We start from the raw sequence: 22822 nt of genomic DNA, 5'->3' as shown, positions 1-22822 counted from the left end.
AGAGAGGGGGCCTCCATTTATGTGGACTGCCATCATCGATCATATTCAAAAAAGAGCGGCACTGTATTTATTTTCAGCAGTGTTGTTTATGACTGGTACGGCTTTTGGCGCGATGACGGTCAACAGCATGGAGCCGGTGCAAAAATCCGAATTGTATTCCTATGTAAAAGAGTTTTTCGGTCAATCTTCAGCCGGCACTGTGGCGAATCCGGCCGATCTTTTCGTTGAAAGCTTGATTCACAATTTAAAGTTTACCGGTGCAATGTGGGTGGCGGGCATATCGATTATCGGATTGCCGCTCATTTTTATTCTTCTTTTTTTAAAAGGAGCAGTGACGGGCTTTTCAGTCGGATTTCTTATTCAACAAATGAAATGGGACGGGCTTTTTCTATCGCTTTTAGCGATTTTGCCACAAAATGTAATTCTTGTCCCTGTTTTTTTATTTACCGCAGTGATGTCCGCGTCTTGTTCGATCCGTCTCGTTCAAAAAATTACAACACGCCAGACGATGCCCATCCCGATAGCGAAAAGTTTTCTCGTTTATGTAGGCTATGCCGGCGGGGGAGCAGCAGCCATTTTGCTTGCTTCGTTAACGGAGGCATTTATCTCGAGCCAGTTTATGAATATTCTTGTAAATAAATTCTTTTGATTCATTGGCGCCTTTTGTTATAATAAAGAGTACATCGGCGAGGGAGGGGACAAAAATGGAAAGCCGGATTGACCGAATAAAAAAACAGCTGCACTCAGCAAGCTATAAATTAACACCGCAGCGCGAAGCTACTGTGCGTGTTCTTCTTGAACATGAAGAGGACCATTTAAGCGCTGAAGACGTGTACCTCCTCGTTAAAGAAAAAGCACCGGAAATTGGGTTGGCTACAGTCTACAGAACGCTCGAATTATTAAATGAACTCAAAGTGGTTGATAAAATAAATTTTGGAGACGGTGTCTCCCGCTACGATCTTCGCCAGGAAGGCGCAGCGCACTTTCACCATCATCTCGTCTGTATTGAATGCGGAGCGGTGGATGAGATTCAAGAAGATTTGCTGGATGATGTAGAAGCGATTGTTGAAAGCAGATGGAATTTTAAAATTAAAGATCACCGCCTGACGTTTCATGGCATTTGCAGCAGATGCCATTCGAAAGAGCAAGAAGATGAGCAGGAAGATTTGGAAAAGCAGCACGCAGAATAAACCTTTCGATTCCAATCGGAAGGTTTTTTTATAATGAAGGAGGTGTATGTATGAATGACCATGTAAATGATTTTTTGCATTTTTCGCTTGTTGAAAAAGGGCTTTCAGATAACACGATTTCGGCTTATCGGCGTGATCTCCGCCATTATACAGAGTATATGGAAAAAGTAGAGCAGATCAAGATGCCAGATATTCAGCGGCTCCATATTTTGCATTTTTTGGAACAGCTGAAAGACCAGGGGAAATCAGCTAAAACAATTGCCCGCCATATTTCAACGATTCGCTCCTTTCATCACTTTTTAATTCAAGACCGGATCAGCGCGCATGATCCGACACATCATATTGAAACGCCTAAATCCGGCCGTACGCTTCCGAAAGTATTAAACATGGAAGAAACGGAAGCATTGCTTGCCGCACCTGACACGACGACGCCGCTGGGCATGCGGGATAAAGCGATGATTGAGCTGATGTACGCATCTGGTTTGCGCGTTAGTGAATTAACGTCTTTAAATAAAGAAGATGTTCATATCACAATGGGGTTTGTCCGCTGCACTGGAAAAGGCGGCAAAGAGCGGATTATTCCCGTTGGAAGCCATGCACTGGAAGCCATTGAGCGATACTTGCAAAGCGGCCGTCCGAAACTTGTTTCCACTAAACGACGTGATGAAGCACTATTTTTAAATCATTATGGGCAGCGGCTGACGCGCCAAGGGTTTTGGAAAGTCATTAAAGCAATGGCCAAAAAAGCGACGATTGAGAAAGAGTTAACACCGCATACGATCCGCCATTCGTTTGCTACACATTTACTGGAAAACGGTGCAGATTTGCGGGCGGTGCAGGAAATGCTTGGCCATGCGGACATTTCAACTACTCAAATTTATACGCATGTGACAAAAACGAGGTTAAAAGATGTATATAGTCAGTTTCACCCCCGTGCCTGAAAAATTTTTCGGGCGCATTTTGTATTTTATGTACAAATGGATTATACTAAAAAAGAGAAGTCAGACTTCTGACAATTAACGTTTTACAGGTTATCTGTCAGGCAGTCAGGGTAAAAATAAGAATACAATGGATCAGAAGGGAGAAACGGAAAAATGGATCATTCGTTTAAACGGATTCACTTAATCGTTCTCGACTCAGTTGGAATTGGAGAAGCACCGGATGCCTCTATGTTCGGGGATGAAGGCGCTGACACACTCGGTCATATTGCTGAAAGAATGAACGGATTGAATATGCCAAATATGGAGGCACTTGGTTTATCCAGCATTAAAGAAATTCAAGGAATTAAAAAGATGGAAAAATCGGCTGCTTTTTGGACGAAAATGCAGGAAGCATCAAACGGAAAAGATACGATGACGGGTCATTGGGAAATCATGGGCCTTAATATTCAAACCCCTTTTCAAGTATTTCCAGATGGATTTCCGTCCTCATTGATCCGGGAGCTGGAAGAAAAGTCCGGTCGTAAAGTGATTGGTAATAAGCCGGCCAGTGGAACGGAAATTTTAGATGAGCTTGGCGAAGAACATATGAAAACAGGGGCATTGATTGTTTATACATCAGCAGATTCCGTCCTGCAAATTGCCGCACATGAAGAAATTGTCCCGCTTGATGAATTATATAGTATTTGTGAAACAGCACGTGCGATGACAAAAACAGGCGATTATATGGTCGGACGTGTGATTGCCCGCCCATTTCTCGGCGAACCGGGGGATTTCAAGCGTACTTCAAACCGCCACGATTATGCACTTAAGCCGTTTGGCCGCACTGTGATGAATGAACTGAAAGACGCATCATTCGATGTTATTGCCGTTGGGAAAATTGCGGACATTTATGACGGAGAAGGAGTAACAGAAGCGATTCGTACAACGTCAAACATGGATGGAATGGACAAATTTATTGGAGTGGCGGAAAAAGATTTTACAGGTTTGTCGTTTTTGAATCTTGTTGATTTTGATGCTTTATTTGGACATCGCCGTGACCCGGAAGGATACGGAAAAGCGCTGGAAGAGTTTGATGCGCGTCTGCCGGAACTGCTGGATAAATTGAATGAAAATGATCTGCTTATTTTAACAGCTGATCATGGTAATGATCCGATTCATCATGGAACGGACCATACACGTGAATACGTGCCGCTTCTTGTATTTTCAAAAGCATTTGCACAGGGCGAAGAACTTGCCTTGCGTGAAACATTTGCGGACATCGGTGCTTCGATTGCCGACAACTTTAACGTCACAATGCCTGAGTACGGAAAAAGTTTTATGGAGGAATTACGATGAACTTCGAACACATTAACGAAGCAGCGCAGTTTTTAAATGAGAAGCTTAATCAAACACCGGAAATTGGGCTCATTTTAGGTTCGGGTCTAGGTGTGCTGGCCGATGAAGTGGAAAATGCCGTTACGATTCCATATGAAACAATCCCCCACTTCCCGGTTTCTACTGTAGAAGGCCATGCGGGAGAGCTGGTCATCGGCACGTTGTCCGGCAAAATCGTCACAGCGATGAAGGGACGCTTTCATTATTACGAAGGCTATACGTTTGAGCAAGTAACATTTCCGGTACGTGTGATGAAAGCACTTGGCATCGAAACCGTGATTGTCACAAATGCAGCAGGCGGCGTGAATGAATCATTTGAGCCGGGCGACTTAATGCTTATTTCAGACCATTTAAATTTAATGGGCGGCAACCCGCTTATCGGGAAAAACGATAACCGTCTGGGCGTTCGTTTTCCGGATATGTCCACAGCGTATAGCCGTGAACTGCGGAAGCTGGCGAAAGAAGCAGCAGCGCGAGTGGGTATTATGGTGAAAGAAGGGGTCTATGCAGGGAACACTGGACCAGTATATGAAACGCCGGCTGAAGTTCGTATGGCGCGTGTACTTGGAGCGGACGCGGTTGGAATGTCAACGGTGCCGGAAGTCATCGTCGCGCGTCACAGCAACATGAACGTGCTGGGCATTTCATGCATTTCCAATATGGCTGCAGGAATCTTAGATCAGCCGCTTGCGCACGAGGAAGTGATTGAAACGACAGAAAAAGTACGCGCGGATTTCCTTGCTTACGTAAAAGAGATTGTCCAATCTTTGTAAAGGTGTGATCATGAGATGAGAATGGTCGATGTTATACACAACAAGCGTAATGGCCAAGCGTTAACAGATGAAGAAATTCAATTTTTTGTTGAAGGCTATACAAAAGGCGATATCCCGGATTATCAGGCGTCCGCTTTTATGATGGCGATCTATTTTCAAGGAATGAATCCGCGGGAAACGGCCGTTCTCACAAAAGCGATGGTGGATTCTGGTGAAACAATTGATCTGTCCGGCATTCAAGGGCATAAAGTAGACAAGCACTCAACAGGGGGCGTGGGTGATAAGGTAACATTTATTGTCGGCCCGCTTGTCGCTTCAGCCGGCGTGCCGGTCGCAAAAATGTCCGGCCGCGGCCTCGGTCATACCGGCGGGACGCTCGATAAGCTGGAAGCGATCGATGGGCTGCAAATCGAAATGTCGAAAGAGAAGTTTATTGACAATGTCAATAAATACAAGCTAGCGGTTGCAGGACAAACCGGCAATTTGGCGCCAGCCGATAAGAAATTGTACGCACTTCGGGATGTGACAGCAACAGTTGAGGCCATTCCGCTTATTGCGGGCTCAATTATGAGTAAAAAGCTTGCCTCCGGTGCGGACAGCATTGTACTTGATGTAAAAACCGGTTCTGGGGCGTTTATGAAAACACTCGAAGATTCAGAAGCGTTGGCAAAAGAGATGGTTGCGATTGGCAATAATCTAGGCCGTAAAACAGTGGCGATCATTAGCGACATGAACCAGCCGCTCGGATTTGAAGTAGGCAACGCCAATGAAATTAAAGAGGCCGTTGATATTTTACAAGGAGCGAAAGTAGACGACTTGCGGGATTTGTCACTTGAAATTGCTTCGCACATGACGGTTCTTGCCGGTGCATTTAGCGATTATGACGAAGCGCGTACCACACTTGAAGCCAACCTTGAAAATGGACAGGCGTTCGAAGCGTTCCGCCAGTTTATCATCGCGCAAGGCGGTGATGTCAGCATGATTGATGACACAACGAAGCTTCCGCAGGCAAAATTCCATGTAGATGTTACAGCCGATGAAGAAGGGTTTGTAGCGGAAATTGATGCGGAATCCATCGGGACAGCTGCCATGTACTTAGGAGCAGGGCGCGCAACGAAAGAGGATGAGATTAATCACGCCGTCGGTATTACACTAAAGAAAAAAATCGGGGATACCGTTCAAAAAGGGGACGTGCTTGTGACCCTTCATGCAGATTCAGAATCAGCAGAAAACTCCATGAAAAAAGTAAAACAGGCGTACCGGTTTTCACCAGAAAAAGTAGACCGGCCGACACTCATTCATAAAGTAATTCGGGACTGACAATTGTCAGTCCTTTTTTTGTCGAAAAATAAGAGCTTTTTTCTAGTTTTGGCAACAAGAAGGAAAAAGGCTCTTAGAAAAAGAATTGAACGTATCAGCACATAAAGGAGGAATTACGATGGTAACCATGAAAGCAGAAGCACAAGGGAAAGTTCTTATCATCCGACTGACAGGGGAGCTTGATCATTATTATTCCGAGCAGGTAAAGGAATTTACGGAACAACAAATAGACATGAATCAATCGCAGCACCTGATTTGGAACTTGTCGGGTCTTCCTTTCATGGATAGTTCGGGTCTCGGTGTTATTTTAGGCCGCTACCGGCAAGTAAATGAAATGGGCGGAAGTGTGACAGTCTGCGGGTTAAATACGCAAGTGAAACGGCTGTTTCAGCTTTCAGGATTGTTTAAAATTATGTATGTGGATCAAACTGAACAAGAAGCACTGGATCGATTGGGGGAATCGTCATGCAAAACGCTATGAACGTATCGTTTAATGCACTTGGCGAAAATGAAGCGTTTTCGCGTGTAGCGGTTGCGTCTTTTGCGGCAAAACTCAATCCGACAGTGGATGATTTAGCTGAATTAAAAACAGCTGTTTCAGAAGCTGTGACCAATGCAATTATTCATGGGTACGACAGCAACCCGGCTGGAATTGTTTATATTAGTGCAACGATTGAAGACGGGGAAATCGATGTAGTTGTGCGTGATGAAGGGCAGGGAATCGGCAATATCGAGCAAGCGAAAGAACCCCTCTTTACGACAAGGCCTGAAATGGAAAGAGCTGGTATGGGCTTTACGATTATGGAACACTTTACAGACCGGCTGGAAATCGAATCAAGTACCTCCTCAGGAACAGTCGTCCGGTTCAAAAAACGACTGGCTGGAAAGCGTGTTAACTGTGTTTAAAGGACAGGAAGTAATCCGATGAAACAGGCTGTGCAGCTGTCCGATGGTGAAGTGAAAGGGCTGATTGAAAAAAGTCAGGCCGGCGACGTCGAAGCGCGCAATAAGCTGGTAGAATGGAATACGCGTCTCGTCTGGTCGGTTGTGCATCGATTCTTAAACCGCGGCCATGAATCAGAAGATTTGTTTCAAATTGGCTGCATCGGCTTAATCAAGTGCATTGATAAGTTTGATCTCTCCTACAACGTGAAGTTCTCAACATACGCAGTTCCGATGATTATTGGCGAGATTCAGCGCTTTTTGCGTGATGACGGTGAAGTGAAGGTAAGCAGACGCTTAAAAGAAACGGCTGGAAAAATGAGGCGTGAACGAGAAGCGTTTATGGCACAGACTGGGCGTCCGCCCACGGTTCAGGAACTAGCCGCGGAACTCGATATTTCGATGGAAGAAGCACTGATGGCGCAGGAATCTTCAAGGCGTCCGGCTTCGATTCATGAAACAGTCTATGAAAATGAAGGTGAACCGATCACGCTGCTTGACCAACTTGCAGCGCCAGAAGCAGAGTGGTTTGACTCACTGGTCGTTAAAGAAGCGGTTGAAAAGCTGCCTGAACGTGACCGGCTTATTGTATTTCTCCGGTTTTTTAAAGACTGTACCCAGGCGGAAACCGCAAACAGGCTGGGCATTTCTCAAGTGCAGGTATCAAGGCTTGAAAAGCAGATTATCAAAAGTCTGAGGGAGGATATGAATAAAAAATAGCAGCCACGGGGAAACTTCGTAAAAAGCGGAGGTGCTGCTATGGAGCAAATCGTATACATCAGTTTAAAGCGCCATGTTCGCCTTGACGAACGGCGCATTTCTTTTTTTGATGTGGCCGAAGCAGAGGTGGGTGAAGAAGCGCAGCCGATTTTAGAAAAGCTCGTTATTAAAACGGTTCAGCCATCAGCCGGCAACGTAGTCATCGTAACAGTTCTTGATGTGATTCATGCGTTAAAAACAGAGTTCCCGGATACACAAGTCGTCATTGCAGGCGAAACTGAATCTATTGTCAGCCTTCAGCCGGCAAATACGCCGGCTTCTTTTTGGAAAATAGCGCTTGTTTGGATTGTGTTATTTACGGGTGCTGCACTGACAATTATGAATTTTCATGAAGACGTATCGATGCAAAAAGTACATGTGCTAATATATGAAAAAATAACGGGTGTAAAAAACGAACAGCCGCTCTTGCTGCAAATCCCCTATTCGATCGGTCTCGGTCTTGGGATGATTTTATTTTTCAACCGGCTTTGGCAAAAGCGGTTGAATGAAGAGCCGGGTCCGCTTGACTTGGAAATGTTCAAATATGAAGAAGATATTAACAGTTATCTTGCCGCCAATGAAAAGGATCAGCCGTAAAATGACCATTGCCATCATCCTTTTTTTAGGTTTATGCGGTGGGTTGGCCACAGGTGCGGGATACGTTGCGTTTATTACAGTTCTTGGGGTTATTCCAAGGCTGATGTCGGCGACAAAAACAAAATCATCCATTCAATTGTATGAGCGGTCACTGGTCCTCGGTGTAGTAGCAGGGACACTTTTGCACATTTTTAATGTGCATCTACATTGGCCGGCTTTTACCACCGCGTTTATCGGTTTATTTAGCGGATTATTTATCGGTATGGCAGCAGCAGCATTAACAGAGGTATTAAATGTCTTTCCGATACTAGCTAGGAGAGCGGGTGTTTATGCCGAGATTAACATTTTGATGATGGCTGTGGCACTTGGCAAAATGACCGGCTCACTCATTCAATGGATTGTATTTTCACCGATGTAAAAGGAGGCATTACAATGATCAGGCCTGAAAAAATTGATGCGTATTTAGCAAAAGAAGCAGGGCTTGGCAAAAGCTTTGATACAGGCGTAAGGCGGCTTACAGTGGCCGGGGAGCCGCTTCATCTTTATTTTATTAATGGGCTTTGTGATACTCGATTTATCATCGAGATTATCGAATCGCTCTTGTCACTTGAAAAAAAGCAAAATGAATCGTCCGCCGTTTTGGTCAAGGAGCATCTCGTTCATCAGGCAGTCGAAGAAGTTGATGACTTTTCTAAATTGCCGGTGGCGCTTATGTCTGGACTGATTGTTATTGCGGTGCCGGACGCCTTATTTATAATAGATGTAAGAAGTTACCCGGGCCGGCAGCCGGCGGAACCGGACACGGAAAAAGTGGTCCGGGGCTCTCGTGATGGATTTGTTGAAAACATTATTGTGAATACGGCTCTTACGAGAAGAAGAATCCGGGACGGCCGGCTCCGGTTTGAAATGATGAAAGCAGGGAAAATTTCGAAAATGGATGTTGCTGTCGGTTACATGGACGGTGTTGCATCAAAGGATCTGGTTAATAAAATAAAAAAAGAAGTGGAGTCCATTGGAACAGTTGGTACGCCAATGGCAGACAAAACAATAGAAGAATTCTTAATTAAACAGCACTACAATCCATTTCCGCTTGTCCGGTATACAGAACGCGCGGATATTGCCGCGGCCCATTTGATGGAGGGGCACGTACTTTTATATACGGATACTTCTCCTGCCGTCATGATTATGCCAGCTACTTATTTGCAGCATATGCAGCATGCAGAAGAGTATCGGCAGCTGCCTGCTGCGGGGACATTCATTCGGCTGCTTCGTTTTACAGGTTTGTGGATGTCACTATTTTTATTGCCGCTTTGGCTCCTGTTTTCAGAACATCCTGACATGCTTCCACAGGCGCTTTCTTTTATCGGTCCGAATGAAGAAACGAAGATTCCGCTTGCCGCTCAACTTTTTATTGCAGATATAGGGATTGAATGGCTCCGCGTTGCCTCAATTCATACCCCTCAGCCGCTTTCAACTGCAATGGGCCTCGTTGCTGCCATTTTGATTGGACAGATTGCCATTGATACAGGGCTTTTCGTACCGGAAGTCGTCCTGTACACAGCCATTGCATCTATTGGCACGTTTTCAACGCCGAGCTATGAGCTGGGGCTGGCGAATAAAATGACGCGTCTTTTTATGCTCGTGGCTGTCGCTTTCTTCGGTCCGGTTGGATTTGTCGTTTCCATGATGCTCGTTTTTTTATACCTTGTTCGCCTAAAGCCGTTCGGAGCCCCGTATTTATGGCCGCTTATTCCTTTTGACGCTGCTTCTCTTTGGGCGATTTTGATCAGACGACAGGCACCGGAACAGACGGGAATCCCGGAAATTAACCGGATGGATTCTCACTGACCGGTGATTTTTCATATATTGAGCAGGGGGTGAATGTATGATATAGTACTTTTATTCTCATGCCGGGCAAACGGCATAACGATAATAGAACGGGGCGATTATACATATGCATAGATATGGAACAGCGGCTGTAAATGACCGCGGACATTTGGAAATTGGCGGTGTTGATGTGGTGGAAGCAGCCGCTCAGTTTGGCACGCCGCTTTATTTATATGACGTTGCACTTATTCGCGAGCGTGCGAGAGGATTTAAACGGACGTTTGACAAATTGGGTGTAACCGCGCAAGTGGCGTATGCAAGCAAAGCATTTGCATCGGTCGCCATGATGCAGCTGGCGGAGCAGGAAGAGCTTTCTCTTGATGTTGTTTCAGGGGGTGAATTGTACACGGCCCAAAAAGCGGGCTTTCCGGCAGAGCGTATTCATTTTCATGGAAATAATAAAAGTCGTGAAGAGCTTGAAATGGCGTTTGATACGGGCATAGGCTGCATTGTGGTCGACAATTTTCATGAACTGAACATGATCGGAGAGATCAGTGAAGCGCGCAATCAGGTGATGAACATTTTGCTGCGTATTACACCAGGGATTGAAGCACACACACATGATTATATTTTAACCGGCCAGGAAGATTCAAAATTCGGCTTTGATTTAAATAATGGCCAAGCGGAAGAAGCGTTAACCATTGCGCTTAAAAAGCCGTTTATTCATGTGCTGGGTCTTCACTGCCATATCGGGTCGCAAATTTTTGAAACGACCGGTTTTGTCCTTGCTGCCGAGAAAATTATCGGCAAATTGGCAGATTGGCACAATCGACTGTCGTTCGAATCAGAAGTGCTGAATTTGGGCGGCGGTTTTGGCATTCGTTACACAGCTGAAGATGATCCGCTTGAACCCGCTGCATACGTTGAAGAAATTATTCGCAAAGTACAAAATGAAACGAAAAAATGCGGGCTCACGATGCCGGAAATCTGGATTGAGCCTGGCCGATCTCTTGTTGGCGATGCCGGTATTACCATTTATGAAACGGGATCGGTAAAGGATGTGCCGAATGTGCGCAAATATTTGGCTGTTGATGGCGGCATGAGTGATAACATCCGTCCGGCTTTATATGAAGCGAAATACGAAGCAGTACTGGCGAATCGGATGAACGATCCGATTGAAGAAACTGTTTCGATAGCTGGAAAATGCTGTGAATCTGGAGACATGCTTATTTGGGATTTGCCGCTTCCAAAAGCGGAAACCGGTGATCTGCTTGCTATGTTTTGTACTGGAGCATACGGCTATTCAATGGCTAATAATTATAACCGAATTCCACGTCCGCCGGTTGTATTTGCTGAAAAAGGCGAAGTGAAGCTGGTTATTCGCCGCGAAACATTTGATGATTTAATAAAATTAGACTTGCCGCTTGGGCTGCCGCAAACAAACTGACCGAGGACATGTAAAATGAAAAACAATATTATTTTACTTGTTATATTAACAGTGATGGCATTTGGATGGGGACTATATTACTGGATTTTTATTGTAAATTAAAGGAATGTTCTTGCGATTGTGCTTCGGATTTAGTAAGATAAGAAACGTGGCGATAGTAAGCAGGTAAATCCTGCTAATTGAAGAGGGATTTTATATGCTGATTCGATATAAAAAGGCGTTTAAGAAAATTGCGATGGGCTTGCTCTCCTATATGCCTCGCGAGAAAGAGCTGCGCACACTGAAAGAAACAATTGAGTGTTACGAATCAGGTGATAACAGACAGTTGTTTCTTTGGAAAGTGGACGAGGATCTTGTCGGAGTTATTGGTGTCGCCGTCAGCGAAACGAAAGCTGAAATTTTGCATATTGCGGTCAATCCGTCTTTCCGCGATGAAGGAATTGGAACGGAAATGATTGTGGCTGTGACAAAATTATTTTCGGACCGGACCGTTGCCCCAAATGAGGCAACGAACCGATTTTTCGAAAAATGTATGAAAGAAAGCCGGTAAAGGACGATTACATCGTCATCTTACCGGCTTTTTTTAATGCGATGGCCGCTGCACGGGCTTCTAACACGTCAGTGCGGTCACGCAGCAAATGTTTATCTGTTAAAAATCGTTCATTCAACTCCGGATGAAAGGTCTTGGCAAAATGCCTGAACTCTTTTTCAAGCCGTTCATCTGTGATGGGAATAGCAATCGGCTTGAATGGAGCACCGTTTTTCATCTTATCAGCCGCTTGCCGGATGGAGAACAAAAATTGTTCCGGATCAATGCCAAGCTGGATCAGTGCCTGCTCATTACGGCTAAAGCAGCGCAATGTTTTTTGCGCCATGCGAAGCGCTCCGGCCGTATTTCCACGCCGGTAATGATATAAAAAAACAGCGGACTGAATGAAGCCGACCCAAATGGAATCACGGGCGCCGTCTGTTTCCTTCCAATGTTCTTCTAACAGCTCGTGACATTCAAAATAATCACGGTCAATATGAAAGTGTGCCAAAAAGGCAAGATAAGGCACTGGATACGAATACATTCATTTTCCCCCAGTCAAGTGGTCGGATTAGTTTTAAGAGTATCATGTTTTGGCCATATTTTCAACTATAAACGCTGAAAGAACACGTGAAATAGACTATACTTGATGGGATGCTAAAAATGTAATAAGTACAGGAGAGCGAATGATGGAATATAAAGTGAAAATTGATTCGTTTGAAGGACCGCTTGATTTGCTGCTTCATTTAATTCAGCAGCTTGAAATAGACATATACGATATTCCTGCAGCGGAAATTACGAATCAATACTTATCATATGTGAACACGATGCAGCAGCTTGAGCTTGATGTAGCGAGCGAATACCTCGTCATGGCTGCAACATTAATTGCGATGAAAAGCCGTTCGCTTTTGCCGGATCACTCGTCAGAAGAAGAGGACTATATGGACGAAGAAGATCCGAGAGATGAATTGGCCCGCCGATTAATAGAATATAAAAAATATAAAGAAGCAGCTGGCAGGCTGCATGAGTTAGAAGAAGAACGGACAAAGCTTTTTTCAAGGCCGCCTGCAGACCAGCTTTTTTCATCAAACGCAGAAGGACCGCTGAATGTGTCGATTTTCGATATGCTTGGTGCATTTCAAAAAATGACACGTCGTAAAAAATTGGCGGTGCCGCCAAAAGCGACCGTCCGGCGGGAAGAACTGTCGGTGGAAAAAAGAATGAAGATACTCAAAGAAAAATTATGGGCTTCTAAAGAGCCAATCCGGTTTGATGACTTGTTTGATTCAAATGAACGGAATGAACTCGTTGTCAGTTTTCTGGCTATTTTAGAATTAATGAAGCAAAACGAGATTGTGGTCTCGCAAAAAGGGAATTTTGCCGATCTATATGTGACGGCTGGAGGAAACGAAACATGACAAATGAAAGCATTATTGAAAGCCTGCTTTTTGCAGCGGGAGACGAAGGACTGACTGCTGGCCAAATGGCGGCTGTTCTTAATATTCAAATAGACGAACTAACAAAGATTCTCCAGTCGATGGCGGACTCACTTATACAGGATGAAGCAAGAGGCATCATGATTACATCATTTGGAGATGAATACCGGATGATGACGAAAAAAGAAAATGCAGCATATATTCAGCAGCTCGCTGAAAAGCCATCACCAAAAACACTGTCCCAAGCCGCTTTAGAAACACTGGCGATCATTGCGTACAACCAGCCGGTTACACGTATTGAAGTAGAAGATATCCGCGGAGTCAAGACTGACAGGCCGATTGCGACACTGTGCGCGCGCGGACTCATTGAAGAAGCGGGACGTGCAGATGCCCCAGGCCGGCCGATTTTATATGCCACAACGACTGAATTTCTGGATGCCTTTCAGTTGAAAAGCATTACCGATTTGCCGCCGTTGGAAGAAGGCGACATTCCTATGCAGCAAGAAGCGGATCTGTTTTTCGGTCGATTTGAAGAAGCGCTCGACGAATAGTCATGCTCGTCTTTCTTTTTTCATATAGTAGTGAAAAAGGAGAGGAGCGGGCCCATGAAGAAACGAAAGCTGTTCGCTTTCATGCTGCTCCTGGGGCTGGTCATGATGCCATCGGTCATAAGAGCAGAACTGTCTCTTTCAGCTCAAAATGCGGTGTTAATGGATATGGAAAGCGGGCGGGTTTTGGTCCAAAAAGATGCACATGTACGTCGTCCGATCGCCAGCATTACAAAAATCATGACGGCGCTGCTTGCCGTTGAATCCGGCCAGCTCAAAGAAACAGTTTCAATTAGTGATCGTGCCCGTCAAGTAGAAGGCTCTAGTATTTATATGGAAAAAGGGGACAAGCTGACGCTTGAAGAGCTTGTTTATGGATTAATGCTTCGCTCAGGAAACGATGCGGCTACGGCAATTAGCGAATATGTTGGGGGGTCAACCGAGGAGTTCGTCGTTTTGATGAATGAAAAAGCAAAAAAACTCGGCATGCGCAACACGTCATTTATGAATCCGCATGGCCTCGATGACCCTGCCCATTATTCAACTGCCTACGATATGGCCCTTTTAACAGCAGCGGCGATGAAAAATGAAACATATAGAAAAATTGTTTCGACCAGCGTATATAAAACAAAAAGTAAGCCGGTTCGTGTATGGGAAAATAAGCATCGGCTCGTCCGGAACGGAGGCATCATCACGGGCGGAAAAACTGGTTTCACAAAAATATCGGGCCGCACGCTTGTGACAACGGCTAAAGAAAACAGTATGGGAGTAGTCGCAGTGACTTTGAATGCACCAAATGACTGGCTGGATCATACCTCTCTTTTTGACTATGCCTTTTCTTCTTATAAACAAACAGTCATCGTCGGAAAAACGCCGTTTTCAGTACCGGGGGAAGCCGAATCCTTTTATGCAAAAAAACAGGTCCGTTATCCGATGACCTCTGAGGAAAAAAAATCGGCTTATCTTCGGATTGTACTCAGTTCTAATAAAAAAGGAACGGCTGAATTGTGGATCGGAACAGAAAAAAAAGCGTCCACCCCCGTTTATCGAACGAAAAGCAGCCCGCCATCTTTTTGGACAAAAATCAAAAAGGAGCTGATCGTATGGTAAGCGCGGCGTTTGCTTTTTTAATGCTGAGCGGTTTTCTTTTTGCGGCTGTAAACGGAACGATGGCGGACGTCAACGAGGCTCTTTTTCAGTCAATGGGGCAGTCCATTGAATTGGCGCTTTCACTCGCGGGCATTCTCCTGTTTTGGACCGGTGTAATGAATACAGCGGAAAAGGCAGGAATGGTCAAAACACTGGCAAATACTGTTCAGCCGCTGCTTGGACGGCTTTTTCCAGAAATACCGGATGGACACCCGGTATTTGGCTATATTGCATCAAACATGGCGGCTAATTTTTTCGGACTTGGCAATGCGGCCACGCCAATCGGCCTGAAAACGATGCGGGAGCTGAAAAAGCTAAACGGGGATCAAGATACAGCAAGCCGCTCGATGGTGACCTTTCTCGCGCTGAATACAGCAGCGGTCACACTTATTCCGACAACCGTCATTGCGATTAGTTTAAAGCATGGGGCATCAAACCCGACAGATATTATTTTGCCGGCGCTATTTGCGACAGTTATGTCTTTCTGTTTTGCCATTCTTCTTGACCGCTATTACGCGCATAAAAGGAGACGGTAATGGCAGTCTGGCTTATGCCGGTTATCATTGCTGCTGTTATCGGAATTGGGCTTTACAAAAAAGTGAACATCTATGAAACGCTGACAGATGGAGCGAAAGAAGGTATGTACACGTGGATCGCAATCGTGCCGCACCTTGTCATCATGATGGCAGCGGTCGCTGTCTTTCGTGCATCAGGGGCTGCTGGAGAGCTTGCATCATGGATGGCACCATTCCTGTCACTGTTTGGTATTCCAGCGGAGGTGGTGCCGCTTGCGTTAATCCGGCCGATTTCCGGATCAGCGACGCTGGCGATGCTGGATCAATTAATGCAAGAGCACGGCGCAGATTCGTATATTGCGAAACTTGCCGCTATTATGCAGGGCAGTACAGATACGACGCTTTATGTTCTCGCTGTTTACTTTGGCGCAGCCGGCATTAAAAAAACCGGAGATGCACTGAAGATCGGCTTGATGGCTGATGCAGCGGCATTTCTCTTTTCCATCATCGCAGCATCCTGGCTTTTATAGCCAGGTTTTTTTATGCTTGTCCAGCTTCAGGCGGCTGTGGGACGCTTGTTAAGTTTTCTTTTCCTTTTTCGATATTTGTGCCATAATGCTTAATGGACGAAAAGACAACTATAGAGGTGAAATAGATGGAACGATTGCAAAAAGTGATCGCGCAGGCGGGAATCGCGTCGCGCAGAAAAGCAGAACAGCTTATTGAGGAAGGAAAAGTCACTGTTAATGGCAAGAGAATTACGGAACTAGGAACGAAAGTAGGGTTAAATGATGATGTTCGGGTAGAAGGGGTACCGCTTGAACGGGAACGGAAAGTGTATTATTTGTTTTACAAGCCGCGTGGGGTCATTTCAGCTGTAACCGATGATAAAGGAAGAAAAACAGTCGTTGACTTTTTCCCGGAAGTGCAAGAGCGTATTTTTCCGGTCGGACGGCTTGATTATGATACATCAGGTCTTCTTCTGTTAACAAATGACGGTGAATTTGCCAACTTAATGACGCACCCGCGCTATGGAATGGAGAAAACGTATATTGCCAAAACAGAAGGCATAGTGCAGCGTCATTTGCTAAAACGGCTTATGTCCGGATTGAAGCTTGAGGACGGCATGACTGCTCCGGCTAAAGTAAAAGAACTGTCGATTGATCGAAGTAAAAATCGTTCGCTGCTTGAAATTACGATTCACGAAGGACGCAACAGGCAAGTGCGCCGTATGTTTGAAGCAATCGGACATCCGGTGCAAAAGCTGCGCCGCGACCGGTTTGCCCATTTAACGCTGCACGGCTTAAACGCAGGCGATTATCGTGAATTGACAGCGCATGAAATTAAGCAGCTGCGTACGTTCGCGGAAACAGGTGCTCTCCGCTAAGTCATAAAACTGTCACATTAAAGACGGGGGCGGTTTTCTTTAAAAGTGAGAAGTAATGATATAATGTACGTAGTTTTTACACATGCCTGTGTGATTTGTGCGGGCTTGGAGGCTGACAGATGGACAAAAAGAAAAAACGGCTTTATATGCGGACAGCTATTTTGGCAGTGCTGGCCGGACTTGTTGTTTATGCCCTGTATACGAATGTAACAAAAGAATCCCGCGGCAATTTAGCGGCGGGGGAAAAAGCCCCTGATTTCGTGCTGACTGATTTAAATGGTGAAACACATCAGCTTTCCGACTACGAAGGAAAAGGTGTCTTTTTAAATTTCTGGGGCACATGGTGTGAACCATGCAAAGAAGAAATGCCGCATATGGAAAAGCTGGCAAAAGAGTATGAAGGCCAGGTGGAAATTTTGGCCGTTAATGTAGGTGAGTCAAATTTTCAAGTGAATAATTTTGCAAAACAGTACGGCCTGACGTTCCCGATTGCCATTGATTCGGGAAAAGAAGTGATGGATACGTACGGGGTTGACCCGCTTCCGACAACCTTTATGATTAAGCCGGATGGGACCATTGATCAAATTGTGATCGGCGGCTTAATTCAAGAAGAGCAGGTCCGAGCGTTGTTCGAACGGGTAAAACCATCATCGTAAAGGGAGTTTTCGTATGGGGAAAGTGAAGTGCGAATGCGGCCATGTAAATCCGAACGGCACGATTTTATGTGAATCGTGCGGGCGGGCGCTGACGGAAAAAGCAAAACAAGAGAAGCTCGTCGATATGCGCTATGAAGGAAGTGCGCGCCGCTCGCAAACGTACAACAAAACGATCATTGATAAAGTATGGAATTTCTTTTCATCGGTGAAAGTAGGCATTTGGATTATTGTTCTTTTGCTCGTTGCCGCATCATTCGGTACGATTTTGCCGCAAGAATTTTACATTCCATCCAATATGCCGGCTGAAACGTATTACGAAGATGTATACGGCGTATTCGGTAAAATCTATTACATGATCGGCTTTCATGACTTGTATAACTCGGTCTGGTTCAGCGCGCTGATTGCGGCACTTGGTGTGTCGCTCGTGATCGCAAGCCTAGACCGGGTTATTCCATTGTACCGCGCGCTGAAAAACCAGCGTGTCGACCGGCATGAAACGTTTATGAAGAAGCAGCGGCTTTTTGCGGAGCAGGAAGGTGTATTGCAGCGGGGAGAAATGGAAAAAGTACGGACAGAACTAATGAAAAAAAGATATAAAATCCGTGAAGAAAATGGCTCGCTTTTGGCGGAAAAAAACCGTTTTTCAAGATGGGGCCCGTATGTAAATCACGTCGGATTAATTATCTTTTTGTTTGGGGCGCTGCTTCGTTCTGTTCCAGGCATGTACATAGATGAGCTGCTTTGGATTCGCGAAGGAGAAACGCTTCAAGTGCCGGGTACAGACGGCGCATATTACGTGAAAAACAATGGGTTCACTTTAGAGAATTATGAAGAAGGCGAAGATCCAGAAGTATTTGACGAAGCGATTGACCGGGTGGGAACGGTGGCTAAAAACTACCAGACCGATGCGGTATTGTATCGGGATGCAAACAATGAACTTCCTGGTGCTGATCCGGAACTGACAGAAGTACAGACGGAGTCGATTCAGGTAAACCAGCCGATGAAATTTGACAGCTTTGCGGTTTACCAGACAAGCTTCCGCCAGGATGAAATGAAAGCGATGCATTTTGCGCTGACAAATAAAGAAACAGGTGAAGAGTTTGGTGGAATTGTGGTCGATTTATTTGACCAACAGGAGTCCTATGATCTTGGCAGCGGCTACAAAGTAGAGCTTCGTGGCTATTATCCGGATTTTGACGGGTTTAGCGAATCAGGCGAACCGACATCAAAATCACCACTGCCAAACAACCCGGCGTTTCTCTTTAATATGATCACGCCGGAAACACCGGACGGGGAAGTGAGCTTCGCCCAAATTCGCAACACGATGGAACCGCTTGGTGAAAACGAATATAAAATGGCGTTTAAAAACTTGGAAACCCGTGATGTATCCGCCTTAACAATCCGGAAAGATTTAACGCTTCCAATTTTAGCGCTCGGCGGCATTATTTTTATGATTGGCGTTATTCAAGGGGCATACTGGAATCACCGGCGTCTTTGGATTCGGGAAAAAGAAGGGCATATTTACGTGGCCGGTCATACAAACAAAAACTGGCACGGCTTAAAACGGGAAATTCACTCTGTTCTGAACGGCACGGCAATTCCGGAGCCAGAGGACAGACAAAAGGATTAAGGGGGCACATGCTCAATGTCAGATTTAGCAGGCGTTAGCAGTACGCTGCTCTATGCAGCTTTTCTTTTATATTTAGTGGCAACGTTCCTTTTTGGCGGTTCCATCCGCCAAAAAGGGCTGCGTGATGGGGAAGGACTGAACCGCTGGGGCAGGCTCGGCATTACCGTGACCATTGTTGGATTTGCGGCGCAGCTTGGCTACTTTTTTACACGCTGGGCGGCAGCGGGCCATGCACCGGTCAGTAACTTGTTTGAATTTACAACCTTTTTTGGCATGATGATTGTCGGCGCGTTTATTTTAATTTTCTTTATTTATAAAACGGTGGTGCTCGGTTTGTTTGCTTTGCCGATCGCGATTATTATTATTGCGTATGCGAGCATGTTTCCTAGTGAAATCAGTCCGCTTATTCCGGCTCTTCAAAGTGACTGGCTGCACATTCATGTGACGACAGCAGCAGCCGGACAGGGGATATTAGCGATTAGTTTTATTGCCGGCATCATTTATTTAGTCAAAAATATTGATCAATCGGTCAGTACGAAAAAAACAAAATGGCTTGAAGCGGTTATGTTTTTTATTGTATCAGTTGTTGCATTTATTTTGATTACGAGTGGTTTTGCGCTGGCGGACTATAAAGCTGAGTTTGAGTACGTCAATAAAGAAGATGTAGCTGCACAGCAGGAATTCACATTACCGGCACTTGTAGGGCCGAACGAAGGTACACTTTTGACGGAAGGTAAAATGGAGCCGCTTGCTGATATGCCTGCATTTATTAATGCGAAAAAGCTGAATACCGTATTGTGGTCACTTGCCGGCGGCGTGATTTTATACGGACTGATTCGATTAGTTACGAGAAAACGAGTCGCAGCGCTGTTACAGCCGCTCGTTCAGAATGTCAGCTCGGACCTTCTTGATGAAATCAGCTATCGCTCTGTGTTAATCGGTTTTCCAGTCTTTACGCTTGGAGCGCTTATTTTCGCTATGATTTGGGCGCAGATCGCGTGGACACGCTTCTGGGGCTGGGACCCGAAAGAAGTATGGGCGCTCATTACGTTTTTGTTTTACGCAGCCTTTTTGCATTTGCGCCTGTCAAAAGGATGGCACGGTGAAAGATCTGCTTGGCTGGCTGTTATAGGGTTCGGTATTATTATGTTCAACCTTGTTGCGGTTAACCTTGTTATTGCAGGTTTACATTCATACGCATAAGAAATTAACTCCCCGTCTTTGGCGGGGGGCTTTTTTTGTATTATAATAGTACATATTGTCGTATTGGGAGGGAATGTTTTTGGAAAAAGAATTGAGCATTTTAGTGGTTGATGATGAAGAACGCATTCGCCGGTTGTTGCGGATGTACCTTGAACGTGAGAATTATGTGATTGACGAGGCCGCGGATGGTGAAGAAGCCCTTGAAAAAGCACTCGAAAATGAATATGACTGTATTTTGCTCGATTTAATGATGCCGGGCAAAGATGGCATTGAAGTATGCCGGGAGCTTCGGGTAACGAAAGCGACACCGGTCATTATGCTGACGGCAAAAGGCGAAGAAGCAAACCGGGTACAGGGCTTTGAAGTCGGCACCGATGATTATATCGTCAAGCCGTTTAGTCCGCGAGAAGTCGTGCTGCGGGTTAAAGCGCTTTTAAGGCGCTCTTCGCCGACAACGTATTTACATACGGATACAAAGTCAAAAGATTTAATTGTGTACAATCATTTGACGATCGATAATGATGCTCATCGGGTAACGGCAGATGGGGAAGAAGTTAATTTGACACCGAAAGAATATGAGCTTCTTTATTTTCTTGCGAAAGCGCCGGACAAAGTGTTTGACCGGGAGCATTTGCTGAAAGAAGTGTGGCATTATGAATTTTTCGGTGATTTGAGAACCGTTGACACGCATGTGAAGCGGCTGCGGGAAAAACTGAACAAAGTGTCTGAGGAAGCAGCGAAAATGATTGTAACGGTTTGGGGTGTCGGCTACAAGTTTGAGGTCGGGAATGAATGAAAATATGGAGAAGTGTTGTCGGGAAGCTATGGATTACAATCCTGCTTCTCGTTTCCTTTGTGCTGGCCTTTTTAACGATATTATTATTGGAGTTTTTCGAGAACTACCACATTTTACAAGTGGAACAGCAGCTTGAAAATACAGCCGAAAAAATTGCCGCGGTCATTGAAGACCATGAAAATGAACAAACAGGACTTGAAGTTGCCTGGGAGCTGGTGGACGAACCGGCGCACATTTTGATCGCTGAAAATGAGCAGGTGTTTCATTTTTCTCCTTTGGAAACAAATGATTCCAAAATTACCCAGGAAACCATTACAACTGATCCGAAGCTGTCCGCTGTTTTTGACAATCAAAAGAAAGTAGAAGCAGAGATCAATATAGGGAGCGAAACAGATACAGACAGCCGGTATGAAAATTCGTTTATTGTCGGAGTTCCGTTTCAGTTAAACAACGGCGAGAATGGCGCTGTCTTTATTTATCAGTCACTTGAAGTCATGAAAGAAACAACGGAGCAGACAACGAAACTGATCTTAATTGCTGCCGGAATTGCCATTATTTTAACGACGATTTTTGCGTTTTTCCTTTCAACGCGTGTAACAGCACCGCTCCGTAAAATGCGGGAAGCCGCCACCGAATTATCGCAAGGGAACTTTGATACGAAAGTGCCGATTTTAACCCATGATGAGATTGGTGCGCTGGCGACATCATTCAACCGGATGGCGTATCAGCTAAAAGGGAATATTCATGCACTGAATCAGGAAAAAGAACAGCTGTCTAGCATTTTAAGCTCAATGGCAGATGGAGTCATTACGCTGGACCAGGATGGGGATGTTTTGATTACAAATCCGCCGGCGCGGCAATTTTTACATGACTGGAATTTCGAAAAAAAGACGAACGGTGCGAAAAAAGAAACGCCGACGCTTTTGCAGGATTTGTTTAAAGAAGCGGTCAAAACGGAGACAGAGCAAGAAGGCGAATTGACGATGCAGGGGCGTTCATACGTCATCATTGTCAGCCCGCTTTATAACGCAGATTCTGTCCGGGGTGCGGTCACCGTTGTCCGGGACATGACGGAAGAGCGGAGGCTTGATAAATTGCGGGAAGACTTTATCGCCAATGTCTCACATGAACTGCGGACACCTATTTCGATGATGCAGGGCTACAGTGAAGCGATTGTGGACGACATCGCGGCAACGGAGGAAGAAAAGCGTGAAATCGCACAGATTATCCATGAAGAGTCGTTACGAATGGGCCGTCTTGTTAATGAATTACTTGACCTTGCCCGGATACAGGCTGGCCATATTACATTAAACAAAGCGGATACGGCCCTTGATCCATTTTTACAGCGTGTGACCAATAAATTTCAAGGGCTTGCCAAAGAAAAAAACATTTTTCTTTCGGCGGAAATGGACCATAGTGAAACGGTTGCAGCCATCGATGAAGACCGAATTGAACAAGTGCTGACGAATTTGATTGATAATGCACTCCGCCATACACCGGAAAATGGGCATGTGACAGTTGTTCATGAAGTGAAAGATGATTTTCATCTAATTCAGGTTGAAGATTCAGGAGCGGGCATTCCGGAAGATGACTTGCCATTTGTCTTTGAACGATTTTATAAAGCGGATAAAGCAAGGACACGAGGAAGGGCTGGAACAGGGCTCGGTTTGTCCATTGCTAAAAATATTGTTCATGCACACGGCGGAACAATTAAAGTACAAAGCCGATTAGGGCACGGCACGGTCTTTTTCTTTACGCTGCCAAGGCGGCAGGCTTGACAATTTTATTTCGCCTTTGAGATAA

The 22822-nt window shown here is 45.3% G+C and carries 26 protein-coding genes; 25 read left to right on the top strand and 1 reads right to left on the bottom strand.

Features of this window, described 5'->3' with window-relative positions; translation table 11 throughout:
- Positions 1 to 19 precede the first annotated feature (19 nt).
- From spoIIM to NLX67_RS12680, 14 genes are all read left to right on the top strand, one after another.
- The gene (gene spoIIM / locus NLX67_RS12750; RefSeq protein ID WP_254311983.1) at positions 20 to 649 is read left to right on the top strand and encodes a stage II sporulation protein M; all 630 of its coding nucleotides are present in this window, start codon (positions 20 to 22) and stop codon (positions 647 to 649) included.
- A 55-nt stretch (positions 650 to 704) separates the two neighbouring features.
- Positions 705 to 1190, top strand: a complete 486-nt coding sequence (fur, locus tag NLX67_RS12745; protein WP_046180452.1) for a ferric iron uptake transcriptional regulator — start codon at positions 705 to 707, stop codon at positions 1188 to 1190.
- 50 nt (positions 1191 to 1240) lie between these two features.
- On the top strand, positions 1241 to 2131 hold the full coding sequence (xerD, locus tag NLX67_RS12740) for a site-specific tyrosine recombinase XerD (protein WP_046180453.1): 891 nt from the start codon (positions 1241 to 1243) through the stop codon (positions 2129 to 2131).
- Between the two features lie 153 nt (positions 2132 to 2284).
- On the top strand, positions 2285 to 3466 hold the full coding sequence (deoB, locus tag NLX67_RS12735; protein WP_254311982.1) for a phosphopentomutase: 1182 nt from the start codon (positions 2285 to 2287) through the stop codon (positions 3464 to 3466).
- Positions 3463 to 4278 (top strand): purine-nucleoside phosphorylase, encoded by an 816-nt coding sequence (locus tag NLX67_RS12730; RefSeq protein WP_254311981.1) that lies wholly within the window; start codon positions 3463 to 3465, stop codon positions 4276 to 4278. The genes deoB and NLX67_RS12730 overlap by 4 nt, the downstream gene beginning before the upstream one ends.
- Positions 4279 to 4293: 15 nt before the next feature.
- Positions 4294 to 5598 carry a pyrimidine-nucleoside phosphorylase gene (locus NLX67_RS12725; RefSeq protein ID WP_254311980.1) on the top strand — a complete coding sequence of 435 codons (1305 nt, stop codon included), beginning with the start codon at positions 4294 to 4296 and terminating at the stop codon, positions 5596 to 5598.
- A 118-nt stretch (positions 5599 to 5716) separates the two neighbouring features.
- Positions 5717 to 6079, top strand: coding sequence for an anti-sigma F factor antagonist (gene spoIIAA / locus NLX67_RS12720; protein WP_254311979.1), 363 nt, complete (start codon positions 5717 to 5719; stop codon positions 6077 to 6079).
- Entirely contained in the window at positions 6064 to 6504 is a 441-nt protein-coding gene (spoIIAB, locus tag NLX67_RS12715; protein ID WP_046180458.1) for an anti-sigma F factor, read from the top strand. Before spoIIAA ends, spoIIAB begins: the two co-directional genes overlap by 16 nt.
- Before the next feature lie 18 nt (positions 6505 to 6522).
- Complete coding sequence (gene sigF / locus NLX67_RS12710) at positions 6523 to 7260, top strand: RNA polymerase sporulation sigma factor SigF (RefSeq protein WP_254311978.1); 738 nt, start codon at positions 6523 to 6525, stop codon at positions 7258 to 7260.
- 39 nt (positions 7261 to 7299) lie between these two features.
- On the top strand, positions 7300 to 7896 hold the full coding sequence (locus NLX67_RS22960) for a stage V sporulation protein AA (RefSeq protein ID WP_305882031.1): 597 nt from the start codon (positions 7300 to 7302) through the stop codon (positions 7894 to 7896).
- Between the two features lies 1 nt (position 7897).
- The gene (locus tag NLX67_RS12695) at positions 7898 to 8314 is read left to right on the top strand and encodes a stage V sporulation protein AB (RefSeq protein ID WP_254312029.1); all 417 of its coding nucleotides are present in this window, start codon (positions 7898 to 7900) and stop codon (positions 8312 to 8314) included.
- Positions 8315 to 8328: 14 nt separating this feature from the next.
- Positions 8329 to 9744, top strand: a complete 1416-nt coding sequence (locus tag NLX67_RS12690) for a spore germination protein (RefSeq protein WP_254311977.1) — start codon at positions 8329 to 8331, stop codon at positions 9742 to 9744.
- A gap of 106 nt (positions 9745 to 9850) precedes the next feature.
- Positions 9851 to 11170, top strand: coding sequence for a diaminopimelate decarboxylase (gene lysA / locus NLX67_RS12685; protein ID WP_254311976.1), 1320 nt, complete (start codon positions 9851 to 9853; stop codon positions 11168 to 11170).
- A 196-nt stretch (positions 11171 to 11366) separates the two neighbouring features.
- Positions 11367 to 11720 carry a GNAT family N-acetyltransferase gene (locus NLX67_RS12680; protein ID WP_046180464.1) on the top strand — a complete coding sequence of 118 codons (354 nt, stop codon included), beginning with the start codon at positions 11367 to 11369 and terminating at the stop codon, positions 11718 to 11720.
- A 7-nt stretch (positions 11721 to 11727) separates the two neighbouring features.
- Here NLX67_RS12680 and NLX67_RS12675 read toward each other — a convergent pair whose 3' ends face one another.
- Complete coding sequence (locus tag NLX67_RS12675; protein WP_254311975.1) at positions 11728 to 12243, bottom strand: DUF309 domain-containing protein; 516 nt, start codon at positions 12241 to 12243, stop codon at positions 11728 to 11730.
- A gap of 142 nt (positions 12244 to 12385) precedes the next feature.
- Between NLX67_RS12675 and NLX67_RS12670 the strand changes: the two genes are divergently transcribed.
- From NLX67_RS12670 to NLX67_RS12620, 11 genes are all read left to right on the top strand, one after another.
- Positions 12386 to 13117, top strand: coding sequence for a segregation/condensation protein A (locus tag NLX67_RS12670; RefSeq protein WP_046180466.1), 732 nt, complete (start codon positions 12386 to 12388; stop codon positions 13115 to 13117).
- A complete protein-coding gene (gene scpB / locus NLX67_RS12665; RefSeq protein WP_254311974.1) occupies positions 13114 to 13686 on the top strand; it encodes an SMC-Scp complex subunit ScpB in 573 nt (190 codons plus the stop codon). The genes NLX67_RS12670 and scpB overlap by 4 nt, the downstream gene beginning before the upstream one ends.
- A 54-nt stretch (positions 13687 to 13740) precedes the next feature.
- Positions 13741 to 14793: a D-alanyl-D-alanine carboxypeptidase family protein gene (locus tag NLX67_RS12660; protein WP_046180468.1), complete on the top strand. Its 1053-nt coding sequence runs from the start codon at positions 13741 to 13743 to the stop codon at positions 14791 to 14793.
- A complete protein-coding gene (locus NLX67_RS12655; RefSeq protein ID WP_046180469.1) occupies positions 14787 to 15368 on the top strand; it encodes a nucleoside recognition domain-containing protein in 582 nt (193 codons plus the stop codon). Before NLX67_RS12660 ends, NLX67_RS12655 begins: the two co-directional genes overlap by 7 nt.
- Positions 15368 to 15877, top strand: coding sequence for a spore maturation protein (locus tag NLX67_RS12650; RefSeq protein ID WP_046180470.1), 510 nt, complete (start codon positions 15368 to 15370; stop codon positions 15875 to 15877). The genes NLX67_RS12655 and NLX67_RS12650 overlap by 1 nt, the downstream gene beginning before the upstream one ends.
- Before the next feature lie 125 nt (positions 15878 to 16002).
- On the top strand, positions 16003 to 16734 hold the full coding sequence (locus tag NLX67_RS12645) for a pseudouridine synthase (RefSeq protein WP_046180471.1): 732 nt from the start codon (positions 16003 to 16005) through the stop codon (positions 16732 to 16734).
- 119 nt (positions 16735 to 16853) lie between these two features.
- Positions 16854 to 17390 (top strand): thiol-disulfide oxidoreductase ResA, encoded by a 537-nt coding sequence (resA, locus tag NLX67_RS12640; RefSeq protein WP_046180472.1) that lies wholly within the window; start codon positions 16854 to 16856, stop codon positions 17388 to 17390.
- Between the two features lie 13 nt (positions 17391 to 17403).
- Positions 17404 to 19020, top strand: coding sequence for a cytochrome c biogenesis protein ResB (gene resB / locus NLX67_RS12635; protein WP_254311973.1), 1617 nt, complete (start codon positions 17404 to 17406; stop codon positions 19018 to 19020).
- A gap of 15 nt (positions 19021 to 19035) precedes the next feature.
- Positions 19036 to 20223 carry a c-type cytochrome biogenesis protein CcsB gene (gene ccsB / locus NLX67_RS12630; RefSeq protein WP_046180474.1) on the top strand — a complete coding sequence of 396 codons (1188 nt, stop codon included), beginning with the start codon at positions 19036 to 19038 and terminating at the stop codon, positions 20221 to 20223.
- Between the two features lie 79 nt (positions 20224 to 20302).
- Positions 20303 to 21019, top strand: a complete 717-nt coding sequence (locus NLX67_RS12625; RefSeq protein ID WP_046180475.1) for a response regulator transcription factor — start codon at positions 20303 to 20305, stop codon at positions 21017 to 21019.
- Positions 21016 to 22797, top strand: coding sequence for an ATP-binding protein (locus tag NLX67_RS12620; RefSeq protein WP_254311972.1), 1782 nt, complete (start codon positions 21016 to 21018; stop codon positions 22795 to 22797). Before NLX67_RS12625 ends, NLX67_RS12620 begins: the two co-directional genes overlap by 4 nt.
- Positions 22798 to 22822 lie beyond the last annotated feature (25 nt).

Origin of the sequence: Domibacillus sp. A3M-37, assembly GCF_024213455.1 — a bacterium.
Taxonomy (GTDB): Bacteria; Bacillota; Bacilli; order Bacillales; family Domibacillaceae; genus Domibacillus; species Domibacillus tundrae.
The sequence above is the reverse complement of the archived record's forward strand: the minus strand, read 5'-3'. Positions and strand labels throughout refer to the sequence as shown.